The sequence below is a fragment of the Flavobacterium sp. C3NV genome (assembly GCF_046825355.2).
Lineage (GTDB): Bacteria > Bacteroidota > Bacteroidia > Flavobacteriales > Flavobacteriaceae > Flavobacterium.
In genome coordinates this window covers 26,527-49,547 of sequence record NZ_JBKQBJ020000007.1, presented here as the reverse complement: position 1 = coordinate 49,547, position 23,021 = coordinate 26,527, and the positions used below count along the sequence as shown (strand labels likewise).

22 protein-coding genes are annotated in these 23,021 nt (G+C 34.7%); 12 read left to right on the top strand and 10 right to left on the bottom strand.

What is annotated here, in order from left to right; translation table 11 throughout:
- Positions 1–18 precede the first annotated feature (18 nt).
- Positions 19–4,554: a DNA polymerase III subunit alpha gene (dnaE, locus tag ACIDC4_RS11970; protein WP_412045206.1), complete on the bottom strand. Its 4,536-nt coding sequence runs from the start codon at positions 4,552–4,554 to the stop codon at positions 19–21.
- Between the two features lie 652 nt (positions 4,555–5,206).
- On the opposite strand from dnaE, the gene leuC reads away from it, so the two are divergent.
- The 5 genes from leuC to leuB all read left to right on the top strand — a co-directional run bounded on the left by leuC (position 5,207) and on the right by leuB (position 11,101).
- Complete coding sequence (gene leuC / locus ACIDC4_RS11965) at positions 5,207–6,601, top strand: 3-isopropylmalate dehydratase large subunit (RefSeq protein WP_412045205.1); 1,395 nt, start codon at positions 5,207–5,209, stop codon at positions 6,599–6,601.
- A gap of 110 nt (positions 6,602–6,711) precedes the next feature.
- On the top strand, positions 6,712–7,308 hold the full coding sequence (gene leuD / locus ACIDC4_RS11960) for a 3-isopropylmalate dehydratase small subunit (RefSeq protein WP_110835950.1): 597 nt from the start codon (positions 6,712–6,714) through the stop codon (positions 7,306–7,308).
- Positions 7,309–7,439: 131 nt separating this feature from the next.
- Positions 7,440–8,228 carry a methyltransferase domain-containing protein gene (locus ACIDC4_RS11955; protein WP_412045204.1) on the top strand — a complete coding sequence of 263 codons (789 nt, stop codon included), beginning with the start codon at positions 7,440–7,442 and terminating at the stop codon, positions 8,226–8,228.
- Positions 8,229–8,271: 43 nt separating this feature from the next.
- On the top strand, positions 8,272–9,792 hold the full coding sequence (locus ACIDC4_RS11950) for an alpha-isopropylmalate synthase regulatory domain-containing protein (protein WP_412045203.1): 1,521 nt from the start codon (positions 8,272–8,274) through the stop codon (positions 9,790–9,792).
- 247 nt (positions 9,793–10,039) lie between these two features.
- Positions 10,040–11,101: a 3-isopropylmalate dehydrogenase gene (leuB, locus tag ACIDC4_RS11945; protein WP_412045202.1), complete on the top strand. Its 1,062-nt coding sequence runs from the start codon at positions 10,040–10,042 to the stop codon at positions 11,099–11,101.
- A gap of 151 nt (positions 11,102–11,252) precedes the next feature.
- Here the strand turns inward: leuB and rbp are convergent, their stop codons facing one another.
- Together rbp and ACIDC4_RS11935 are read right to left on the bottom strand one after the other, a co-directional pair.
- Positions 11,253–11,612, bottom strand: a complete 360-nt coding sequence (gene rbp, locus ACIDC4_RS11940) for an RNA-binding regulator (protein ID WP_026982652.1) — start codon at positions 11,610–11,612, stop codon at positions 11,253–11,255.
- 141 nt (positions 11,613–11,753) lie between these two features.
- Entirely contained in the window at positions 11,754–12,236 is a 483-nt protein-coding gene (locus ACIDC4_RS11935; RefSeq protein WP_412045201.1) for a DUF6252 domain-containing protein, read from the bottom strand.
- Positions 12,237–12,433: 197 nt separating this feature from the next.
- Between ACIDC4_RS11935 and ACIDC4_RS11930 the strand changes: the two genes are divergently transcribed.
- The 3 genes from ACIDC4_RS11930 (at position 12,434) to ACIDC4_RS11920 (ending at position 14,798) form a co-directional block, all read left to right on the top strand.
- Entirely contained in the window at positions 12,434–13,000 is a 567-nt protein-coding gene (locus tag ACIDC4_RS11930) for a 30S ribosomal protein S16 (RefSeq protein ID WP_412045200.1), read from the top strand.
- A 15-nt stretch (positions 13,001–13,015) separates the two neighbouring features.
- Positions 13,016–13,540 (top strand): ribosome maturation factor RimM, encoded by a 525-nt coding sequence (rimM, locus tag ACIDC4_RS11925; RefSeq protein ID WP_412045199.1) that lies wholly within the window; start codon positions 13,016–13,018, stop codon positions 13,538–13,540.
- A 550-nt stretch (positions 13,541–14,090) separates the two neighbouring features.
- Positions 14,091–14,798: a tRNA1(Val) (adenine(37)-N6)-methyltransferase gene (locus ACIDC4_RS11920; protein ID WP_412045198.1), complete on the top strand. Its 708-nt coding sequence runs from the start codon at positions 14,091–14,093 to the stop codon at positions 14,796–14,798.
- On the opposite strand, the gene ACIDC4_RS11915 is transcribed toward ACIDC4_RS11920, so the two are convergent.
- The 7 genes from ACIDC4_RS11915 to ACIDC4_RS11885 form a co-directional block, all read right to left on the bottom strand.
- Positions 14,795–16,087 carry an HlyD family secretion protein gene (locus ACIDC4_RS11915; protein WP_412045197.1) on the bottom strand — a complete coding sequence of 431 codons (1,293 nt, stop codon included), beginning with the start codon at positions 16,085–16,087 and terminating at the stop codon, positions 14,795–14,797. The two genes, ACIDC4_RS11920 and ACIDC4_RS11915, sit on opposite strands and share 4 nt — an antisense overlap.
- A gap of 2 nt (positions 16,088–16,089) precedes the next feature.
- Complete coding sequence (locus ACIDC4_RS11910) at positions 16,090–18,282, bottom strand: peptidase domain-containing ABC transporter (RefSeq protein ID WP_412045196.1); 2,193 nt, start codon at positions 18,280–18,282, stop codon at positions 16,090–16,092.
- Positions 18,283–18,558: 276 nt separating this feature from the next.
- The gene (locus tag ACIDC4_RS11905) at positions 18,559–18,747 is read right to left on the bottom strand and encodes a hypothetical protein (RefSeq protein WP_412045195.1); all 189 of its coding nucleotides are present in this window, start codon (positions 18,745–18,747) and stop codon (positions 18,559–18,561) included.
- A 618-nt stretch (positions 18,748–19,365) separates the two neighbouring features.
- The gene (locus ACIDC4_RS11900) at positions 19,366–19,578 is read right to left on the bottom strand and encodes a hypothetical protein (protein ID WP_412045194.1); all 213 of its coding nucleotides are present in this window, start codon (positions 19,576–19,578) and stop codon (positions 19,366–19,368) included.
- 69 nt (positions 19,579–19,647) lie between these two features.
- The gene (locus ACIDC4_RS11895; RefSeq protein ID WP_412045193.1) at positions 19,648–19,890 is read right to left on the bottom strand and encodes a hypothetical protein; all 243 of its coding nucleotides are present in this window, start codon (positions 19,888–19,890) and stop codon (positions 19,648–19,650) included.
- Positions 19,891–19,931: 41 nt separating this feature from the next.
- On the bottom strand, positions 19,932–20,111 hold the full coding sequence (locus tag ACIDC4_RS11890; protein ID WP_412045192.1) for a hypothetical protein: 180 nt from the start codon (positions 20,109–20,111) through the stop codon (positions 19,932–19,934).
- Positions 20,112–20,205: 94 nt separating this feature from the next.
- Complete coding sequence (locus ACIDC4_RS11885; protein ID WP_412045191.1) at positions 20,206–21,768, bottom strand: vitamin K epoxide reductase family protein; 1,563 nt, start codon at positions 21,766–21,768, stop codon at positions 20,206–20,208.
- 261 nt (positions 21,769–22,029) lie between these two features.
- Here ACIDC4_RS11885 and ACIDC4_RS11880 point away from each other — a divergent pair, with 261 nt between their 5' ends.
- From ACIDC4_RS11880 to ACIDC4_RS11865, 4 genes are all read left to right on the top strand, one after another.
- Entirely contained in the window at positions 22,030–22,164 is a 135-nt protein-coding gene (locus tag ACIDC4_RS11880; RefSeq protein ID WP_412045190.1) for an rSAM-modified peptide, read from the top strand.
- 158 nt (positions 22,165–22,322) lie between these two features.
- Positions 22,323–22,463, top strand: a complete 141-nt coding sequence (locus ACIDC4_RS11875) for an rSAM-modified peptide (protein ID WP_412045189.1) — start codon at positions 22,323–22,325, stop codon at positions 22,461–22,463.
- A 108-nt stretch (positions 22,464–22,571) separates the two neighbouring features.
- Positions 22,572–22,697 (top strand): rSAM-modified peptide, encoded by a 126-nt coding sequence (locus tag ACIDC4_RS11870; RefSeq protein WP_412045188.1) that lies wholly within the window; start codon positions 22,572–22,574, stop codon positions 22,695–22,697.
- A 119-nt stretch (positions 22,698–22,816) separates the two neighbouring features.
- A complete protein-coding gene (locus ACIDC4_RS11865) occupies positions 22,817–22,999 on the top strand; it encodes a hypothetical protein (RefSeq protein ID WP_412045187.1) in 183 nt (60 codons plus the stop codon).
- Positions 23,000–23,021: the final 22 nt, after the last annotated feature.

Below are 23,021 nucleotides of genomic sequence, written 5' to 3'. Positions count from 1 at the left end.
AATTTTAACTGTTAAAATTTAGTTTAGCTTAAAATTTACCTGCATTTTCTCTAATTCTATCAATAACTCAGTACAAATCTTAACTTTTACTCTTCGACTAGGCATGGCAAGCTTGGTTACAACTTTTATTTCTTCGACCTCATTTACTTCCTGAATCTTGGTTTCTTCAAGAGCTGCTTCCGTATCATTCTCGTCTACAAAAACGGCATCATCTGCTTCTTCAAAATCCGTAGGAGTTTCTACTTCGACCAAACGTTTTATCTTTTCAAGCTCCATAATCTCAAAAGCCACAGCATTATCTCCTTTATTGGCGCTAAATAATTGACTTAAATTATGAATGAATTCAGCCTGTAAATCTTTTATATTCAATAATAAAATCAGCTTTTTAGCAAACGCTTCCAGAATATCCTGCAATTGTCTAATCTCAACAAATTGCATTCTTGGATCTGACTTTTTACCTGTATCATGATTGACCCAACCGTCTTTTATTAATATTTTAATGAAAGCAAAATTGTTCTGAATCAGGAAATGGCGGAATTTTAGGTATTCTTCACCAAAAATCTTAAACTCATAACTTTCATCATATCCTTCCAGATTAAATACTGCCCACCCTTTTCCGTTTTTTGCTACACGATGCTGCACGTTATTAATAATTCCGGCAAAATTTAGATTTTTACCTACATATTCGTTCATGCTTTTCAGCGATTCTAATCGGGAATTACAGAAGTATTTCATCTCGAATCTAAAATCATCAAGGGGATGTCCTGAAATATAAATTCCAACAACCTCTTTCTCTTTGGCCAATTTTTCCATTGTGCTCCAGTCTTCACATGGCGGCACAACAGGTTCATCAATTTGCACTTCACTGGTTTCTCCGAACAAACTCACTTGCGATGAATTTTCGTTTTCCTGAAACTTAGATCCATAACGAATTGCTTTTTCATAAAAAGTAATTCCATCGCCATCATCATGAAAATATTGTGCTCTTGTCGTTCCTTCAAACGAATCAAAACCACCTGCCAAAGCCAGATTTTCGATTGCTTTTTTATTGGCTGCACGCAAATCGATACGTTTTGCCAAATCAAAAATCGATTTGTATTTACCGTCTTTTCTGCTTTCTACAATAGTTGCCACAGCTCCGGAACCCACACCTTTGATAGCGCCCATTCCAAAACGTACTGCATATTCATCGTTTACCGTGAATTTGTAAAACGACTCGTTTACATCCGGCCCTAAAACCTGCAAGCCCATTCGTTTGCATTCTTCCATAAAAAATGATACTTGCTTGATATCATTCATATTATTCGAAAGAACCGCCGCCATATATTCTGCCGGATAATGCGCTTTTAAGTAAGCAGTTTGATACGCAATCCAGGCATAACAAGTCGAGTGAGATTTGTTGAAGGCATAACTCGCAAATGCTTCCCAGTCTTTCCAGATTTTCTCCAGAACTTTTGCATCATGCCCTTTTTTCGCCGCTTGCTCTACGAACTTAGGTTTCATTTTATCCAGTACGTCTTTTTGTTTCTTACCCATCGCCTTACGCAAAACGTCGGCCTCACCTTTTGTAAAGTCAGCCAGCGATTGCGACAAAAGCATTACCTGCTCCTGATAAACCGTAATTCCGTAAGTTTCTCCTAAATATTCCTCACAGGCATCTAAATCGTACTTGATTTCTTCTTCGCCATTTTTTCTTCTTACGAAAGAAGGAATATATTCTAAAGGTCCCGGACGATACAAGGCATTCATGGCAATTAAATCTCCAAAAACTGTTGGCTTCAGATCCTTCATGTATTTCTGCATTCCAGGTGACTCGTATTGGAAGATTCCAACCGTTTCTCCTCTCTGGAAAAGTGCATAAGTCTCCACATCATCAATTGGGAAAGTATCCGGATCAAGATCGATTCCGTTTCTATATTTTACCAGTTTAACGGTATCTTTTATTAAGGTAAGGGTCTTCAGACCCAGGAAGTCCATCTTCAGCAATCCTGCACTTTCTGCAACCGAGTTATCAAACTGGGTTACATATAAATCAGAATCTTTCGCTGTAGTAACAGGGACGAAATTCGTAATATCCGATGGCGTAATGATTACCCCACAGGCGTGAATTCCGGTATTTCGCATCGATCCTTCAAGAATTTTTGCCTGTTGAATTGTTTCTCCCGCCAAATCATCTTCGTTGGCAATGGCGATCAATTCTTTTACATTATCAAATTCATCAGAACGAAGGGCTTTTTTAACCTCATCTTCGTTTTCAGAAATAAAACGCGCCAGATTCCATTTTGATGGCATCATTGCCGGAATCAGTTTTGCAATTCTATCGGCTTCAAACAAAGGTAAATCCAGTACACGAGCCGTATCACGAATCGCTGATTTGGTTGCCATTTTACCATAAGTAATAATTTGCGCAACCTGATTTTTACCGTATTTATTGATTACATATTCCATTACACGGCCACGACCCTCGTCATCAAAGTCAATATCAATATCGGGCATGGATACACGATCCGGATTCAGGAAACGCTCAAAAAGCAAATCGTACTTAATAGGGTCAATATTCGTAATTCCTAAACAATAAGCTACCGCAGATCCGGCAGCAGATCCACGTCCCGGACCTACCGAAACGTCCATATTTCTGGCTTCGGCAATGAAATCCTGTACAATCAAAAAGTAACCCGGATATCCTGAATTCGAAATGGTCAGTAACTCAAAATCCAAACGTTCCTGAATCGATTCTGTTATTTCACCATATCGTTTTTTCGCACCTACCATTGTCAGGTGGCGCAGGTATTTATTTTCACCTCGAACTCCGCCATCAGCTTCGTCTTCAGGAACTACAAACTCCTGTGGAATATCAAATTTAGGAAGCAATACATCACGATAAAGTGAATAAATCTCGACCTTATCGACAATTTCCTGAATATTGATAATCGCATCAGGCAAATCAGCAAAAAGTTTTTTCATCTCTTCCTGCGACTTATAATAGTATTCCTGATTAGGCAATCCGTAACGATATCCTCGACCACGACCAATTGGCGTAGCTTGTTTTTCACCATCTTTTACACACAACAAAATGTCGTGCGCATTGGCATCTTCTTTATTTAAATAATAAGTATTGTTTGTTGCAATTAATTTGACGTTATGCTTTTGCGAAAACTCAATCAGCGTTTTATTCACACGATTTTCGTCTTCCTGATTGTGGCGCATTACCTCCAAATAAAAGTCATCGCCAAATTGTTCTTTCCACCAAATCAAAGCTTCTTCGGCCTGGTTTTCACCAACGTTCAGGATTTTACTCTGGATTTCTCCGTATAAATTCCCGGACAAAACCATGATATCTTCTTTGTATTGTTCGACAATTTTTCGATCAATTCTGGGAACATAATAAAATCCGTCAGTAAAAGCAATCGACGACATTTTCGCCAGATTGTGATACCCTTTTTTATTTTTGGCTAATAATACAACCTGATTACCGTTGTCTTTTTTGCTTTTATCAAGGTGATTGTCGCAGACATTAAATTCACAACCTACGATTGGTTTTATCTCGGTTTCTGTTGGTTCTTCACCAGCTTCAACCAAAGCTTTATTTTTTCCGGATGCTGCTTTGTTGTGGTTCATAACGGCGCTCACAAAATGGAAAGCTCCCATCATGTTTCCAGTATCGGTCATCGCAACGGCCGGCATTCCGTTTTTGGCTGTAGCCGCAACGATATTTCCAATTCCTATTGTCGATTGTAAAACCGAAAATTGGGTATGATTGTGTAAATGTGCATATTTTGCTTCTTTAAAATCTTCTCTGTCAGAATGTAAAACAGCAGGTTCTTTTCCAACCGATTCTAAAGCTTTTAGCTGCTCTCTAATTTTATCAGAAGCTGCTTTTAAGTTGATGTGTTTTAAACCAATTAAAGGAAATTGCTGTGGATTTCTATTTTGGAATTCCTTGAAATAATCCTTCTCAACATCCAGTTCTTCTTTGGTAAAAACTTCTCTTCTTATTAATTCTAAAAAACAACGTGTAGTTGCCTCAACGTCGGCAGTTGCGTTGTGCGCTTCTGCGAAAGGTTTATTAAAAAGATATTCGTGTAATTCTGTTAAGGTTGGTAATTTAAACCTTCCTCCACGACCTCCGGGAAGTTTTAGTAATGAAGCGGTAACCTCAGTACAAGTATCTAAAACCGGCATTGAACTCATAGGTGAATCTACGCCCATTCTATGAAATTCAGCTCCCATAATATTAACGTCGAAACCTAAATTCTGACCAACAATAAATTTGGTTTTGCTTAATGCGATATTGAATTTCTCCAAAACTTCGGCCAAAGTAATTCCATCGGCTTCAGCCAATTCAGTCGAAATTCCGTGAATACGTTCTGCATCATACGGAATATTAAATCCGTCAGGTTTTACAAGGTAATCCTGATGCTCGACAAGCTTTCCCATTTCGTCATGCAGCTGCCAGGCAATCTGAATACAGCGAGGCCAGTTATCAGAATCGGTAATTGGGGCATCCCAGCGTTTTGGTAATCCGGTTGTTTCGGTATCGAATATTAAATACATAGTTTAAATAGCAAAAATTAAAGCTCCAAATTCCAATTTAACCAATATAAATCTCTGATTACATGGATTATAAAAAATTGCTTTATAGAAATGGAGGAAGTTCAAATTTACGCTTTTTTTGGAGATAGAAAACTGTTAAATCTTTAAAAAGTGATTCTTATTAAGTAATCAGTTTTTCTCTTAAAATTCATAAAATTTCATAAAAATACATCTCTTGGATGTCGTAGTATTTTGGTAGATTTTAGAAGATAAAAAAACTTCAAAAAATGGCATTTAAAGCCATTAGAACACGCAAAAACAAAGATTCAAAAACAAACCAAACCTAACAATTATTACTATTTTAATTCATTTTGTTACATTTTTTTCAATCAAAACCTATATTCTGTAATGATTTTGAGATAAATTTGCCAACTATTAAAATTTAAGCAATCAAATCAAAATTAACCTAAAAAGGAAAAGCAAAACCAATTTATATTCATTCTACAATCAAATCCAATAACAAAAAACCGAATACTTATTTGTATTTCAGTTTGGGTATCGTATATAATGAAATATTGAAATTGACGACCTTATATCTTTTTCTAATTTTGTTTTCCTATTATAATGAGCAGGAAATTGCTGTGGTTAGAAATTACAATTAAAAAAAATAAAAATGAGTAAGACATTATTTGACAAAGTATGGGATTCACATGTAGTGCGTAAAATTGAAGATGGACCAGATGTGTTTTTTATTGATCGTCATTTCATTCATGAAGTTACGAGTCCTGTTGCTTTTTTAGGATTAAAAGCCAGAGGCGTTAAGGTTTTATACCCGGAACGTACTTTTGCAACTGCAGATCACAATACACCAACCATAAACCAACATTTACCAGTTGAAGATGCTTTATCTGCCAATCAGCTTAAAGCTCTTGAAGATAATGCTGCCGAATACGGAATTTCGCACTGGGGATTAGGTCACATTAAAAATGGAATTGTACACGTAGTTGGTCCTGAAAACGGAATTACTTTGCCAGGTGCTACCATTGTTTGTGGAGATTCTCACACGTCTACTCACGGTGCTTTTGGAGCGATTGCTTTTGGTATCGGAACTTCTGAGGTAGAGATGGTGCTTTCTACACAATGTATTATGCAGCCAAAACCAAAGAAAATGCGTATCAACGTAAACGGTCAGTTAAGCAAAGGTGTTGGTCCAAAAGACGTTGCACTTTATATTATCGCTCAATTAACTACTTCTGGAGGAACTGGATATTTTGTTGAATACGCCGGAGATGTTTTCGAAAACATGACTATGGAAGGCCGTATGACAGTTTGTAACTTAAGTATCGAAATGGGTGCCCGTGGAGGAATGATTGCTCCTGACCAAAAAACTTTTGATTTCCTTGAAGGACGTTTATACGCTCCTAAAGGTGAAGCGTGGACAAAAGCTGTTGAATACTGGAAAACTCTAAAAACGGATGATGATGCTGTTTTTGATGCCGAATTAAATATCAACGCTTCAGATATTGAACCAATGATTACTTATGGTACTAACCCTGGAATGGGAATTGGTATCTCTAAACATATTCCGAACGCCAACCAAGTTGAAGGCGGTGAGGAAACTTATAAAAAATCGCTTGCTTACATGGGCTTCCAGGAAGATGATGTGATGATTGGAAAACCAATTGATTACGTTTTCTTAGGAAGTTGTACAAACGGTCGTATTGAAGATTTTAGGGCTTTCGCCGAAATTGTAAAAGGAAGAAAAAAAGCAGATAATGTTACCGCTTGGTTAGTTCCGGGTTCTCACGTTGTTGAGGCTCAGATCAAAGAAGAAGGTATTTTGGATATTCTTACAGAAGCTGGTTTTGTATTACGTCAGCCGGGATGTTCAGCATGTTTGGCCATGAACGATGATAAAGTTCCAGCCGGAAAATATGCAGTAAGTACATCAAACAGAAACTTTGAAGGTCGTCAGGGTCCTGGTTCAAGAACATTATTAGCAAGCCCGATTATGGCTGCCGCTGCTGCTGTTACAGGAAAACTAACAGACCCAAGAGAATTATTTTAATTCCCGCTGTAAGCTTTAAGCAATAGGCTTTAAGCAAAAACACAATACATAATACAACCCTGTAGGAAAAGCCTAAAGCTTACAGCCTACAGCCTAAAGCAAAAGAAAAAATGGCATACGATAAATTTAATATACTTACCAGCAGTGCAGTGCCGCTGCCAATTGAGAACGTAGATACAGATCAAATTATTCCGGCTCGTTTCCTGAAAGCTACAAAACGTGAAGGTTTTGGAGACAATCTTTTTAGAGACTGGAGATATAACGGAGACGATTCTCCAAAAGCTGATTTCGTTTTGAACGATTCAACTTATAGCGGAAAAATCCTGGTTGGAGGAAAAAACTTCGGTTCAGGATCTTCAAGAGAACACGCTGCCTGGGCAGTTTACGATTACGGTTTTAGAGCTGTAGTTTCAAGTTTCTTTGCTGATATCTTCAAAGGAAACTGTTTAAATATTGGTGTTTTACCAGTTCAGGTTAGCCCTGAATTTGCTGATACTATCTTCAAAGCAATTGAAGCTGATCCTAATACTCAATTAGAAATCAACCTGCCAAACCAAACCATTACTTTATTAGCAACGGGTCAGTCAGAATCTTTTGCGATTAATGGCTACAAAAAGAACAATATGATTAATGGCTTTGATGACATTGATTATCTACAAAATATTAAAGAAGATATTGTGGCTTTCGCCGATAAACTTCCTTACTAAAAAGAAATCTCATTCAGTCTATTAGACCCGACAGGTTTCAAAGCTTGTCGGGTCTTTCTAAATGAAATCGACCGAAAATATTTAAGCAAATAATCCGACAAAAAAATAAGTTTTAAATACCCCTATTGTAAATGAAAGGCAATAAACATATTGAAAGAGACGAAAATGCAACGAAAATATTCAACGATAGAAGTTTAGCCAAAAATTATAGAAATCTGACTCAGATTTTACAACCAGGAATGACTGTTTTAGATATTGGCTGCGGAACAGGTTCAATTTCAAGAGACATTGCAAATAATATTGGCCCAAACGGAAAAGTTATTGCCATTGACAATACAGAAAACTTTATAAAAAGCGGTCAGGAATCTTATCAATCAATTGCTAATTTAGAATTAATTGCTGTTGATTTATTTGATTACAACCCGGATATAAAATTCGACTTAATTGTTTCCGCCAGAACATTGCAATGGTTAAGCAACCCAAAAGAAGCTTTAATAAAAATGAAATCATTATTGAAGCCAAACGGTCAAATATCAATTCTGGATTATGATCACACCAATTTAATCTGGAATCCGTTGCCGCCGGAAAGCATGCAGGAGTTTTATAAAACTTTTTTGAAATGGCGGGCAGATGCCGGAATGAACAATAAAATAGGAGAAGATTTACCTCTTTTATTAAAAGAAGCAGGTTTTCATTCGATTGAGAAAATAAATTCAGATGAAGTTTACCTTCAGGAAGATGTTGATTTTAAATCGAAAGTTGGGATTTGGTCCAAAGTTGCCGGATCCAGACAAATGGTCGAAGAAGGTTATTTAGAAGATGAATTACGATTGAAGGCAATTGAAGAATACAATAACTGGATCGAAAATTCAGCAATTTCGATGACCATGAAGCTAAACGAAGTAAGAGGAAAAATATAACAATAACTATAATTCACTTTTTAAAGAAATATAGAAAATCAATATGGAAAAAAGAAAAATTGAAATAATGGATACGACGCTTCGTGATGGTGAACAAACCTCGGGAGTATCATTTTCTGCTGCAGAAAAACTAACCATTGCACAATTGTTGTTGGAGGAATTAAATATTGATAGAATCGAAATTGCTTCGGCTCGTGTCAGCGAAGGAGAATTTCAAGCCGTAAAAGGCATCACATCCTGGGCAGCCGAAAAAGGATATACGAATCGTATTGAAGTACTTTCGTTTGTAGACGGAGGCGTTTCGATCGAATGGATGAAAAAAGCTGGTGCCAAAGTGCAGAATTTATTGACCAAAGGTTCAATGAATCACCTGACACATCAATTAAAAAAAACACCTGAACAGCACTTTTCAGAAATTGCCGAGATAATCGCTTTAGCAAAAGAAAATAATATCGACACAAACGTTTATCTGGAAGACTGGAGCAACGGAATGAGAAATTCACCAGAATACGTTTTTCAGTTCCTTGACTTTTTATCTACTCAACCCGTTAAAAGAATTTTACTTCCTGATACTTTAGGCGTATTAATTCCGTCTTTGACTTTTGAATTTATCTCGAAAATTAGAGCAAAATATCCACAAATTCATTTTGATTTTCACGCGCATAACGATTACGATTTAAGTATTGCTAATGTTATGGAAGCTGTAAAAGCCGGCATAAACGGGCTTCACGTTACCGTAAACGGAATGGGTGAACGCGCCGGAAACGCACCACTTGAAAGTACAGTTGCTGTTATAAATGATTATCTGCCAGAAGTTAGTATCAACATCAAGGAGACTTCTCTTTATACGGTAAGCAAACTGGTAGAAACTTTTACAGGATACAGAATCCCTGCTAACAAACCAATTGTTGGTGATAATGTTTTCACTCAAACTGCCGGAATTCACGCTGACGGTGACAATAAAAACAATTTATATTTTAATGATTTGCTTCCGGAACGCTTTGGAAGAAAAAGAAAATATGCGCTTGGAAAAACTTCGGGAAAAGCCAATATCGAAAAAAATCTTCAGGAATTAGGTTTAAAATTAAATCAGGAAGATTTGAAATTGGTTACCCAAAGAATCATCGAATTGGGTGATAAAAAAGAAACGGTTACCAAGGAAGATCTTCCGTACATTATTTCAGATGTTTTGGACAGCCATACTTATGAAGATAAAATTACTATACAGTCTTACGTATTAATGCATTCAAAAGGAACGCGCCCATCATCAACATTAAGCTTAAATCTTAATGGGGAAATCATCGAAGAACATGCGCAAGGAGACGGTCAGTTTGATGCTTTTATGAATGCTTTATCCAAAATTTACAAAAGCAAAAAACTAACGCTTCCAAAATTGATTGACTACGCCGTGAGAATCCCGCCAGGAAGTAGTTCTGACGCTTTGTGCGAAACGATCATCACCTGGACAAACAACGGAAAAGAATTTAAAACACGAGGATTAGATTCAGATCAAACAGTTGCAGCAATTATTGCAACGCAAAAGATGTTGAATGTGATTCCGTAAGGTTCTAAGTTGCTAAGATTCTAAGGATCTGAGATTTTTTCTTTGAACTTAGAATCTTAACGAATCAGAACCTTAAAAAAAGTAATTTATCATCAAGTTACTAAGATTATAAAGAAAAAAACTTAGAAACTTAGCAACTCAGAACCTTAGAACCTTAGAACCTTAAAAAAAATTATAAATTAAAATTCTGCTTACTAAGAAAAAACTTAGAACCTTAGTAACTCAGAACCTTAGAACCTTAAAAAAAATGAAATTTAACATAGCCCTTTTAGCCGGTGACGGAATCGGACCAGAAGTAATTAATGAAGCTGTAAAAGTATCTGATGCTATTGCAAAAAAATTCAATCACGAAATAACATGGACACCAGCTCTTACCGGAGCAGCTGCAATTGATGCTGTTGGAGTTCCTTATCCTGACGAAACACATGAAGTGTGTATGAAAGCTGATGCTGTTTTGTTTGGAGCAATTGGCCACCCAAAATATGATAACGATCCAAGCGCACCTGTTCGCCCTGAGCAGGGATTATTATTGATGCGTAAAAAATTAGGTTTGTTTGCTAACGTACGCCCTACTTTTACTTTCCCTTCTTTGATTGATAATTCTCCTTTAAAAAGAGAAAGAATAGAAGGAACTGACTTGGTTTTCTTAAGAGAATTAACCGGAGGAATCTATTTTGGAGAAAAAGGTAGAAGAGACGACGGAGAAACTGCTTTTGACAATTGTGTTTACACAAGAGTCGAAGTTCAGCGTTTGGCTAAAAAAGGTTTTGAACTTGCCATGACACGTAGCAAAAAATTATGTTGCGTTGATAAAGCAAACGTTTTGGAAACTTCACGTTTATGGAGAGAAACCGTTCAGGCAATGGAAAAAGAGTATCCGGAAGTTACTGTTTCTTACGAATTTGTTGATGCAGTGGCAATGCGTTTGGTACAATGGCCAAATTCTTATGACGTTTTGATTACAGAGAATTTATTTGGAGATATCTTAACAGATGAAGCTTCTGTAATTTCTGGATCTATGGGATTAATGCCTTCTGCTTCTGTTGGAGAACATACTTCATTATACGAACCAATCCACGGATCTTACCCTCAGGCTACAGGATTAAATATTGCTAATCCGTTGGCAACTATTTTATCTGCGGCCATGATGTTCGAAGATGCTTTTGGATTAAAAGATGAAGCAGAAGCCATCAGAGCCGTTGTAAACAAATCATTAGAACAAGGAATTGTTACAGAAGATTTAGCAACAAAAGGATCAAAAGCATACAAAACCAGCGAAGTTGGAGATTGGCTTGTAGAAAACTTATAGTTAATTTTGTTTCAGGTTTTATGTAGAGACGCACAGCAGTGCGTCTTCGCATTGAGTTAGATGCACTGCTGTGCATCTCTACAAAACAAAATTTTACATAAAAAAAGGGATCAACTTGCGTTGATCCCTTTTATATATTTAGAAAAAAATATTAATATCCTCCTCTGTTACCACCACGGTCATTTCCACCACGGCTGTTTCCTCCACCATAACCTCCGCGTGAATCTCCACCACGACTGTTATTGTTGAAGCTTCTTCTTTCGCCTTCTGGTTTCGGTTCAGATTTATTAACCACAATTGCACGACCTTGAACAGTAGCTCCGTTCAATTCATCAATTGCTTTTTGAGCTTCTGCATCGTTTGGCATCTCTACGAAACCAAAACCTTTGCTTCTTCCTGTAAATTTATCAGTAATAATTTTAACTGAATCTACTGCTCCGTAAGCCTCGAAAGACTCTCTTAAATCTGCTTCCTCAATACTGAATGGAAGGCTTCCAACAAAAATGTTCATATGTACTTATTTATAATAATGTAGCAAATGTAGTCTTATTTTTCTGTAATCTACTATATATTAGTTTATTTATGTTTTTATTTTGATTTAAAAAAATAGAAATCAACAAAACCAAACAATTGCAAATGAAAAACTTAATTTTTAGAAGTTAACCTTAGACGTATACGGAATCTTATAAAAAACACCTTCTGTAAAATGAATCTCAGGTTTTTCTCCATCTCCCGCACTAACATTTACTGCTGTAAATTTAAATGTTCCCGAAATAGTATTGTTTTTAACATCAAAATCTGTAATTACAACCTGGCCATTCCCCATGTTTGTTCCTGTAGTAAACTGAGGTGTTTCACTCGGAAAAACATTCGAATAGGAAGCCGTTGCTATATCATCAACACCCAAAATATAAGTCTGAGGAATTGGAGAAGGCAGTTTTAAGCTTACTTTCTCAGCTCCCAAACCTCCTTCGATAAATAAATCTCCGTCTATTGTTGTATAAGCTGTATAGTTTTGAGACCTCCAAAAGACATTATCTTTTAATCCCTGAAAAGCAGGCGTATTAAATTTTACATCTTCAGTACACGATGCAAGTACAAAAACACTAATAAACAAGTAGATATATTTTTTCATAAAGTCATGAATTTGAGGCAAAAGTACCTTATTTGAGCCAAAAAATAAAAATTTAAACCCTGAAACAGCTTAAAAAACAGCAAAAATCGGCATCAAATATATTTAATAAAGTTTGGAACGAATAATTCATAAAAAAATTATATCTTTGCGCCCTTAATTAACAGAGGTCGAGTACCTCAAAATTTAATCATAAGATTATGTCAGTAAAAATTAGATTACAAAGACACGGTAAAAAACAAAGACCTTTTTACTGGGTTGTAGCTGCAGATGCACGCTCAAAAAGAGATGGTAAATACTTAGAGAAAATCGGTACTTACAATCCTAACACAAACCCTGCAACTATCGAATTAAACATTGATAGCGCTGTAAAATGGTTACACAATGGTGCACAACCAACTGATACTGCAAGAGCAATTCTTTCTTACAAAGGTGCTTTATTGAAACACCACCTTGATGGAGGTATTCGTAAAGGTGCTTTGACTCAAGAGCAAGCTGATGCTAAATTATCTGCTTGGTTAGATGCTAAAGCTGGAAAAGTTGATGCTAAAAAAGAAGGTTTAACAAAAGCGCAAGCTGATGCCAGAGCTAAATCTTTAAAAGCAGAACAAGAAGTTAACGCTAAACGTTTAGCTGCTGCAGCTCAGGCTGAAGCTGATGCTATCGCTGCTGCAACTCCTGCAGTTGAAGAAGAAGTTGCTGAAGTAGAAGAATCTACTGAAGAAGCTCCTGCTGCTGAAGAAAATAACGAAACAACTGAAGCATAATTATATTTAGCGAGAATGCGTAAAGAAGATTGTTTTTATTTAGGTAAAATCGCTAAAAAATTTAGTTTCAAAGGTGAAGTTCTGGCTTATTTAGACACGGACGAACCTGAGTTATACGAAAATCTGGAATCAGTGTTTATTGAATGCAATAAACACCTGGTTCCTTTTTTTATTGAAAAAAGTTCATTGCACAAAAACGACTTTCTTAGAATTCGTTTTGAAGATATGAATACCGAAGAAGATGCAGATGCCATTATGGGTAATGCCATTTATCTTCCTTTGAATATGTTGCCAAAACTTTCCGGTAACAAATTTTATTTCCACGAAGTTATTGGTTTCGAAATTGAAGATCAGCGTTTAGGCGTTTTTGGAAAAATTGTTGCCGTAAACGATTCTACCGCACAACCTCTTTTTGAAGTTTTAAATAGCGAAGTAGAAATGCTGATTCCGATGATCGATCATTTCCTTGTAAAAATTGATCGTGAGAATAAAAAAGTTATCATGAACTTGCCTGAAGGATTGGTGGAGATGTATCTTTAATTAAGAAATTCTAAATTTTTTAAATTCTAATTAGCTTCGATAAAAATCGGGTCATTATAGAAATCTGCAAAAAAATACCACAGAGAACACAAAGTTTTTTAAATATACTAAGTTTAGTAAATACACAAAGTTCACAAAGCTTTGCGGACTTAGATTGTGTAAACACAACTTAAATCTTAGTTAACTCTGCGAATCCCTATAGCTATCGGGATTGCGCTCTCTGCGTTAAAATAATTTAGGAATACAAATTATCATATATATTTATAGTTTTTGTAGTTTTTTTTGAAAGAAGCCATTTTTTAAAAGTTTAAATCCTGATCAAAAAACACTTTCAGATTCTTTATTATTCGAAGTCGAAGAATTAAGAAAGATTCTATCGGCAATAATCACTAAAACTTCAAAATAATTATTAAGATTTTAATCTTACTTTTGCGACTCAAAACCATATAGGTTTTTACTCCTTTTACAATTGGAATTTGGAATTTAAGATTTGGAATTTTCTTTTTCGGATTGGAATTTGGAATTTAAAAAAAATTGGAATTTAATTTTTATGTTTACATTCAAGCAATTCTCTATTCAACAAGATAAAACTGCCATGAAAGTTGGTACAGACGGCGTTTTATTGGGCTCTTGGGCTCCAGTTCATCATAATCCGTTTAGTGTATTAGATATTGGTGCAGGAACCGGAATTATTGCTTTGATGCTTGCTCAGCGAACTCATGCCGAACAAATTGATGCCTTAGAAATTGATGAAGATGCTTACGAACAAGCGGTTGATAATTTTGAAAATTCTCCTTGGGGTGATCGTTTATTTTGTTTTCATGCAGGTTTGGATGAATTTATCGAGGAACCGGAAGACGAATATGATCTGATTGTTTCAAATCCTCCTTTTTATGCTGAAGATTATAAAACCGAAAATGAACAACGCGATTTAGCACGCTTTCAGGACGCCATGCCTTTTGAAGAACTGGTGGAAGCTGCTGATTTGCTTTTATCTGAAAAGGGAATATTTGCTATAATTCTTCCTTTTAAAGAAGAAGCAAAATTTATCGCTTTAGCGAAAGAATCAGAATTATATCCAATAAAAATTACCCGCGTAAAAGGAACTCCAACAGCTGCAATTAAAAGAAGTCTATTGGCTTTTAGCCGAAATGAAACTGCCGAAATCGAAATCGACGAATTAACAATCGAAATCGACCGACATGTTTATACTCCGGAATATATTGAATTGACTAAAGAATTTTATTTAAAGTTCTAAACCTGTTCGAAAATACTCTTAAACTGATATAAAATTCTCTCGATTAGTCGCAGATCTTCGGTTACAATTTCAGCACTTCCTTTCATTTCCTGCTGAAAAACAATTTGCTTTTTATAAGAAGTCTGCAATCCGTTTGGCAGCGCGACATCTAATAATAAATTTCCGTCTTTATCCGGAACCAATGAAATATTCTGGATTTTTCCTTTTAGCACACCAAATTCTCTGTCCGGAAAATTCGCTAATCGAATATTTACCGTTTGCCCTACTTTTATCTTTCCGGAATTTAAAGCCGGTGCTTTAACCTTCCCGACAAAACCATTTTTTGTGTCCGGTATAATCGAAAACACATTATCACCAACATTTATGGTTTGGTTTTCTGTCCAAACCTGCAAAAATGTAACCACTCCGCTTACTGAAGATTTTAAGGCATAAGCCAATTCCCAATCTTTTATTACTTTTTTAAGCTGATAAAAGGATTGCGCCATGTTTCTGCCAAGGGTAACTTCTTCCTTAGTGCCGCTTATTTGCGAATTCTGACTTAATTTTGAATTATCAATCAAAGAGGACTTCAACTGCGAAATAGACGTTAAAAGCCCTTTATAATTCTTCTGTGCCTGAAGATAACCTAACTTTTTAGCCTCCATTTCCTGAGCTGAAATAATGCCTTTATTGAATAAAGTTTCAAAACGTGCTATTTCATTTTTCTGAAGCTGTAATTCACTTTCGTTAATGACCTTTTGCTGCTGCAGAATTTCTAATCTTTCCTTGATTTGCACTTTCTCTGAAACCTGCGCTCTGTTTTCGACCTGAAAAGGCTGTAAATCTTTATTTAATTCTTCTGCCTGATAATCTTTCTGAAAAACAGCAAAAGCACTTTCGATCTCTCCTAATTGTGCATTTTTTAGCAAAGCAAAAGGAAAAGCTTTTTGTGGGTTGTTGACATTATATTCATCAACGATTTTTTTCAATAAAAAAACATCGTTGTAATTGGCTGTGTTTTCGATAATTGCGAGTGTACTATTTCTTGAAACTACCGATTTGTTTTTTACCAAAATAGCCTCGATACGCCCGGAAGATTTCGAAACTATCTTCTCTGGCGGAATATTGGTTGTAATGACAATTTCGGTATTTACAACATCCGGATATTTGATAAACCAGGATACAAAAAACAACATAAAAATAATTACAAATATCAAAACAGTTCCCCAGCGTATCATCCAGTGGGGTACTCTGGTAAGGATGTCCTGAACTTCCTCACTTCTTAATTCGAATGTAGTATCTTCTGCCATGATTAATTTCCTAATTGTAATTGATTTTTAACCAGTTCAAAATAATTTCCTTTTTGTTCTACCAAAGCAGAATGATTGCCAATCTCTATAATTTTTCCTTTATCCAGAACCACGATTTGATCAGCATTCATCACTGTACTCAATCGGTGTGCAATAACCACAACCGTTTTGTCTTTAAAGAAAATATCCAGTTTGCGCATAATTTCTTTCTCATTATTGGCATCTAATGCCGATGTTGCTTCATCAAAAAATAATATCTCAGGATTTTTATAAACTGCTCTTGCTATTTGCATACGCTGTTTTTGTCCTGTACTCATTCCGGTTCCTTCGGCGCCAATTTTAGTATTATAACCAAGTGGCAAACCGCTGATATATTCTTTTATATTGGCGACATCTGCTGCATAAACCAAGCGCTCTTTATCGACTTTATCGACACCAAAAGCAATATTATTAGCGATAGTATCACTAAAAATAAAACCTTCCTGCATCACTGCGCCAATATTGGATCGCCATGCTTTTTGCGAAATATTTTTAAACTGTGTATTGCCTATCGTAATTTCTCCTTTTTCAGGTTCATAAAATTTCAGAAGCAGTTTCATTAAAGTAGTTTTTCCGCTTCCGCTAACGCCTACTATTGCCGTTACTTTATTGGCAGGAATCTTTAGTGTTAAATCATCTAAAACGGGAATATCTGATCCCAGATAACGATAAGAGAGATTCTTAATCTCAATATCAGAATCAAACGGAACATCGCTTGTTTGATGAACTTCTTGTTGTGTTTCATCTTCTTTCTCGTGAATTTCAGACAATCTGGCCAATGAGATTTTAGCATCCTGAAGTTCTCTCACAAATTCTATAAGCTGTGTTATTGGTCCGTTTAAACTTCCTACGATCGAACTTATCGCCAGCATCATCCCCAACGTTATAGAACCATCAATTACTAATTTAGCAGAAAGAAATATGATGAAGATATTTTTTAGCTCATTGATTACAGACGAACCAATAGTTTGTGTTTGTTCTAAAACCAATCCTTTTATCGAAACCCTGAAAAGTCTGGCCTGAATATACTCCCAACCCCAGCGTTTTTGTTTTTCGGCATTATGCAGTTTAATTTCCTGCATTCCGTTAATAAGTTCCATCACTTTGTTTTGCTCGTTTGAGACCTCTGCAAAACGCTTGTAATCGAGAACTTCTCTTCGTTTTAAGAATAAAGTAATCCATCCAAAGTAAAGAATGCTTCCAACAAAAAACACAAAGAATATCTGAAGATTAAAATAAGCCAATACTCCTCCCAGCACGAACATATTAATTACAGAGAACAAAACATTCAATGATGAAGTGGTCAGAATTTTTTCGATTCTGCGGTGATCATTAATACGCTGCATAATATCTCCGGTCATTCGCACATCAAAGAACGAAATGGGCAGATTCATTAATTTAATAAAGAAATCTGAAATAAGCGAAATATTGATTCGGGTAGAAAGATGCAATAATATCCAACTCCGGATGAGTTCTAAACCTGTCTTTCCTGCAAAAAGAAATAATTGTGCAAAAAGGATTAAATAAATAAAATGGATGTTTTGATTTTGTATCCCTACATCGACAATACTTTGGGTTAAAAACGGAAAAATCAATTGCAGCAAACTGCTGGCCAACAACCCTATACTAAGTTGTATTAAAAACGATTTGTACCGCAAAACGTATTGCGACAATAATGCAAAACCTAAACCTTTATTTTCTTCCTTATCAAATTCAGACTGAAAAAACTTTGGAGCGGCTTCCATCAATAATGCGACTCCTTCCTGAGTAAATTCGTCTGCATTGTTGCCTATCCAGAATTTAATAAAATCCTGTTTATTATATTCGATTAAACCAAAAGCGGGATCCGAGATATAATACGTTCCTCTTTTGATTTTATAAAGTACCACATAATGGTTTTTATTCCAATGCAAAATACAAGGCAATGGTGCCTCTTGTAATCTTTCCAGATTTAATTTTACACCTAATGTTCTAAAACCAATTTTCTCTGCGGCATCGCTTAAAAAAAGCAAATTACTACCTTCACGAGTTGTTTCGCTAATGTCTCTCAACTCCTGAATGTTGATTGTTTTTCCGTAATGTTTAGCTACTATCTTTAAACATGTTGGCCCACAATCCTTATAATCAGCCTGCTTATAATTGGTGAATTTTTTCAACTTATATTCATTTATTTCAGAGCAATTTAAGATTAAATTTCTTTATTTAACAAAAATATGATATTTACTATTAAATTAATTATTCTCCCTTTTTGCAAACAATTTAAATACTTAATTTTAAACTGATTACATTTAACGCATCCGATTTCTATTTAATCTCTAAAACAATTTATCCGATCATTCTTTATCATTCAAAGCACCGTTACGATCTTTATAAAAGAAACCGCCAAAATAAAATCATGAGGCGGTTCCTTTTTATTTAAAACTAAAAAAAAATTAATGATCTAATAAACAACTTTCTTCAATAACCGATGAGCAAACTTCACCTTCTCCCGGATGTATAATACCGGCAAAAGTGCCATCAGGACAATAACAAGCCTCGATTCCAGGGCCTCCGCCCTTAATGTTTTTCTTTTCAGTAGCACTTAAAATTTCAACCCCGATTAAATCTTTCAATTTTTTCATAATTTGTTTTTTTGATTTGTTAGTACTCCAATCATTTTAAGACAGTTGAAGCCTCTGTCTTCTTAAAAAACTATCATAATATTTCACTCTATTATATTCATGAAAAAAAAAACAGAGAAGATGATATCTTCTCTGTTAGGGTATTTAAAAACCATATTTATTAGAAATACAATTTCTGTAGGAGATGGCACTGGTTAACCCTAACCAAATAAAAATCAACTCAGTGACCAATTTTCCTAAAGATTCCCAACACCAATCATCAATGTGGGGAAATATGCTCAATGTTCCACGATCGAGCGCCTACAAATTAAAAAAAACATGACTAAATTCTAAAAAAGGCTATACTGTATTTCTCTTAAAACGGTTAAAAATTAACAACAAAGGCGACTAGTTTCGCATATACCTGCTGATGTATTTACAGGGCAATTTCCGCCTACTGGTATCAAAACGCATCCAGCTTCGATTGCATGAACCCAACATTCAGGAATTCCTCCTTTTATTGTTTTTTGTTCACTTTTGCTTATATTTTGCGCACTTTCTAAATTCAAAATTTTCTTTAACATTATAAAATATTGATGTTGAAACTCCAATTATATTTTATTGTAACGGTTCAGTCAATTAACATGGAGCCATTAATATAGAACATTGATTATTTCCTATATATGCTGGCCTTAAGTTACGCGGATAAGCCAAACATTGTTCCTGACTAGCATAAAACACAACAAATTCTCCACACTCACCATCTGGCGGAATACTTCCTCCATTGATACTTTTTTGCTCATTTTCACTTAGTGAATAAGCTCCTTCAAGGTTTAAAATGTTTTTGATCATAACTATGTTTTTTTGTTTTGTTTTAGATGATAACTTCTTTTAAAATAAAAGCAGATTTATTTTATTAACCTACTCAAGTCCCGGTTTTGGCGGAGGCATTGGAGAAGTACATGTTGACGGACTTCCTACGTTGATTCCCGGAAGCGATCCGTCAGGACAATAGGCATTACAATAAGCTTCTACTTTCTTAGCTCCTGAAAAACAAAAGCAAGAACAATTGGCTGGTTGAACCGGTGTTCCTCCTTGTATGCTTTTTTGCTCATTTGTAGTTAGAAAATGAGCGCCTTCAAGGTTTAAAATATTTTTTATCATAATTCTGTTTTTTGTTTTTGTTTAGTACTTATTATCGTTAATTAGCAAGCCTTTGTTCCGTCAGGCACACAATCCCAGTAATAAGGTACTGTTCCATTTTCGTTACATCTTTTTGCAAACGAACCTGGATTGCAAACCGGAGCATTACCTCCAGCTATCATTTTTTGTTCATTTTCGCTTAATTCTACTGCGCCTTCTAGATTCAAAATGTTTTTTAACATGATACTTAGGTTTTAATGTTTTCCGTTTATTACTTCAATCATTTATAGACATTTGAAGCTTCTGTCTGTTATACTTAAGATTACTTTAGAAATATTAAGCTATTTTCTTTTCAAGAACCTCACTTACAGATTCCTCAGTAAAATCGTTTAAGAAATATTTTAATTCACTTAACTCATATTCGCCAGGAAAAACTTTTTCGTTTACAATTTTAACAGGTGTATAATTGAAATTATTTTTAGAACACCATTCGTATTGCTTTTGTATTTCCTGATTGATCATGATGCTAACAGAATCAACATGCCATTTTTTAAGCCATTTTTTAAGGCCAATTTTTTTAATATGCCAATCAGATATTGCTTCAACCGTTTTACCGGGAGTTGCTCTATTGATAGCCAAAAGTCTTTCGACAACTGGCTTATATGGGTTTTCGGCATTTTCAGGGTTAATATTGAATAATACATTCAAAAATATCTTATCCGGATATCTTAACACTAAATCAAATGCTTCCTGAAATGTTTTATGACAATGATCGCAGCTTGGGCTTATAATAATAGCAAGTTTTACTGCAGCATTTCGGTTTCCAAAATTTAATCCTCTTAAGTCTTCAAAACCATTTGTATCAGGTACTTTTTTAGATAAAAAATTTAATAACGAATAATTTCTTTTGAACTTTTTCATCTCTTTCAGAGAGTTTTCATTACCCAGAATATTTTTTATAATTGTTTTTAAAAATGACCAAATTGGAATCAGAAGAACTACAGAAAATATAAAAGGAAAAATTTCCCCTAAACTAAAACTTAACGTAAACAAATCTGACGCAAACCATACCACGCTTTGTGCAAATATTATGGCCGAAACTGCCAGGCACATTACACACCATTTTTGTATTTCAAACTTTTGAATCCAAATAGAGGAAACAATTACCGGAATGGCCAGTAAGCTTAAAAAACCAATAAAAACTGCTGATTCAAGCGGCTGAACTAAAACAGCAATTAAACTTGAAGCAAAGAAAATAAGCGGCAGATCTGAAAAACCAATCCATTTATTATTTCCTTCTTTATTATTAATAACAGAATTACAAGAAGAATTTGAACTAAGGTTACAAAATCTTGAAATAATACCGTTTTTAAAACCTAATTTTTCCTGAACTATAAAAACACTTACTGCAAACCCCAGAATTGATGTTACTAAAAAAACAACGCTAAACAAATTATAGCTATTGTAGAAAAAAGATAACCCAACTAAAAGCAAAAGCGGCAAAGTAAATTTTAACCAGCTGAATTCAACTTTTAAATTTTCTCTGGCAATAACATTATTTGGTTCTATTGCAACGATTACTCCATTCCAATCTAAAAGGAATTTTTCGTAAGGCATTTTTAAACTTCCTTTTTTTATAGTATTAATACGAACGAAGTTTTTAGCTTTTTCTACCAGTATAAGTTCCTCTTTAAAATAGGCCAAAAAATTAGATGGCAAATCAACTATTTGTTCTTTCGAAACTCTCACTGCAGCATTCTCTACAGACAGCAAATCCAGAGAATCTGTTATGGCAAATAAACTAGGATAATTTGGATGAGAAAGAAACAAATCTTTAAACTCATTTTTAATTTCCGAGTATCTATTTATTTGTAGAAATTTTTGGACAAGTTTTAACATCTTTTTCGAATCTTTAAAATCATAATTACAATACAAATATTGCTGTTTTTATTCGTAATAAAACGTCGAAGACACACATTTTATCAATTATACTACATACAATTTATAAATTATAGCAGTCTGAATGAATTGATCAAATTATTGAAATACAATAACTTACATCAATTATGTTTCCGCCAAAACCCTCAAAACGCGATTCTCGACTAAGCGTTTTCCTTTTTGTCTAGTTTTGATAAATCATAAACCCTAATACTCAACGACATGACAAATCAAGCATTAAAATTGACAGATTTTCAAACAGAAAAATTATCTAAAAATCAACAAAAAACTGTTCACGGAGGTGACGGTGAAATTGATCCGTCCAAAGGTGATGGGAAGGGTGCAACCATATCTTAAAACATAATATTGCAACAAAATTCAAGATCAAAATTTAAAGTTTTTTCTTATAGAATGATCTGAAAAAAAAATTAAAAAATACAATATAAACTAACAATCAGCTTCTCTAATTATAAGAGAAACTTCTTACAAATAATTTAACTTTTAAATAAAAAAAAATGGCAAATCTAAAATTAAATATTAGCGATTTCGAAACTGAAAAATTATCCAAAAAACATCAAAGAACAGTTTCAGGAGGTGATGATATTGATCCATCTAAAGGAGATGGTAAAGGAGCAACCGTAGTAGGTACTAAATAAATATCAAAATCCAGGATCTCCATCTAAGATCATTATAACAACATAGCTCAAAAAAATAATACCAACTGCAATTTTCATATCAATAATTAATTAATAAACACACTAATTATGACAACTCAAAAATTAAACATTAGCGATTTTCAAACAGAAAAATTATCTAAAAACCAACAAAAAACTGTTTCTGGAGGTGACGATATTGATCCGTCTAAAGGAGATGGAAAAGGAGCAATGTAGTAGCTGTTAAAAAACAACAAATGCCTCAATATAAAATCATTACAACAAAATAGTTCAAGAAAAAATTGTACCAACTGCAATTTTTCCTATCAATAATTTAATTAATAAAGAAACTAATTATGAAAACTCAAAAATTAAATATAAGCGATTTTCAAACAGAAAAATTATCTAAAAATCAACAAAAAACTGTTCACGGAGGCGACGAGTCTATTGATCCATCTAAAGGAGATGGAAAAGGAAACACAGCCCAGACTCAATATATTGACCCATCAAAAGGAGACGGAAAAGGAAATACACTGTAGTAAGATTGTAGAGAATTGGCAG

Bases quoted from the DNA above. Each gene is read 5' to 3' on its own strand.
- dnaE (WP_412045206.1), bottom strand. From the start codon at position 4,554: ATGTATTTAATATTCGATACCGAAACAACCGGATTACCAAAACGCTGG.
- leuC (WP_412045205.1), top strand. From the start codon at position 5,207: ATGAGTAAGACATTATTTGACAAAGTATGGGATTCACATGTAGTGCGT.
- leuD (WP_110835950.1), top strand. From the start codon at position 6,712: ATGGCATACGATAAATTTAATATACTTACCAGCAGTGCAGTGCCGCTG.
- ACIDC4_RS11955 (WP_412045204.1), top strand. From the start codon at position 7,440: ATGAAAGGCAATAAACATATTGAAAGAGACGAAAATGCAACGAAAATA.
- ACIDC4_RS11950 (WP_412045203.1), top strand. From the start codon at position 8,272: ATGGAAAAAAGAAAAATTGAAATAATGGATACGACGCTTCGTGATGGT.
- leuB (WP_412045202.1), top strand. From the start codon at position 10,040: ATGAAATTTAACATAGCCCTTTTAGCCGGTGACGGAATCGGACCAGAA.
- rbp (WP_026982652.1), bottom strand. From the start codon at position 11,612: ATGAACATTTTTGTTGGAAGCCTTCCATTCAGTATTGAGGAAGCAGAT.
- ACIDC4_RS11935 (WP_412045201.1), bottom strand. From the start codon at position 12,236: ATGAAAAAATATATCTACTTGTTTATTAGTGTTTTTGTACTTGCATCG.
- ACIDC4_RS11930 (WP_412045200.1), top strand. From the start codon at position 12,434: ATGTCAGTAAAAATTAGATTACAAAGACACGGTAAAAAACAAAGACCT.
- rimM (WP_412045199.1), top strand. From the start codon at position 13,016: ATGCGTAAAGAAGATTGTTTTTATTTAGGTAAAATCGCTAAAAAATTT.
- ACIDC4_RS11920 (WP_412045198.1), top strand. From the start codon at position 14,091: ATGTTTACATTCAAGCAATTCTCTATTCAACAAGATAAAACTGCCATG.
- ACIDC4_RS11915 (WP_412045197.1), bottom strand. From the start codon at position 16,087: ATGGCAGAAGATACTACATTCGAATTAAGAAGTGAGGAAGTTCAGGAC.
- ACIDC4_RS11905 (WP_412045195.1), bottom strand. From the start codon at position 18,747: ATGAAAAAATTGAAAGATTTAATCGGGGTTGAAATTTTAAGTGCTACT.
- ACIDC4_RS11900 (WP_412045194.1), bottom strand. From the start codon at position 19,578: ATGATCAAAAACATTTTAAACCTTGAAGGAGCTTATTCACTAAGTGAA.
- ACIDC4_RS11895 (WP_412045193.1), bottom strand. From the start codon at position 19,890: ATGATAAAAAATATTTTAAACCTTGAAGGCGCTCATTTTCTAACTACA.
- ACIDC4_RS11890 (WP_412045192.1), bottom strand. From the start codon at position 20,111: ATGTTAAAAAACATTTTGAATCTAGAAGGCGCAGTAGAATTAAGCGAA.
- ACIDC4_RS11885 (WP_412045191.1), bottom strand. From the start codon at position 21,768: ATGTTAAAACTTGTCCAAAAATTTCTACAAATAAATAGATACTCGGAA.
- ACIDC4_RS11880 (WP_412045190.1), top strand. From the start codon at position 22,030: ATGACAAATCAAGCATTAAAATTGACAGATTTTCAAACAGAAAAATTA.
- ACIDC4_RS11875 (WP_412045189.1), top strand. From the start codon at position 22,323: ATGGCAAATCTAAAATTAAATATTAGCGATTTCGAAACTGAAAAATTA.
- ACIDC4_RS11870 (WP_412045188.1), top strand. From the start codon at position 22,572: ATGACAACTCAAAAATTAAACATTAGCGATTTTCAAACAGAAAAATTA.
- ACIDC4_RS11865 (WP_412045187.1), top strand. From the start codon at position 22,817: ATGAAAACTCAAAAATTAAATATAAGCGATTTTCAAACAGAAAAATTA.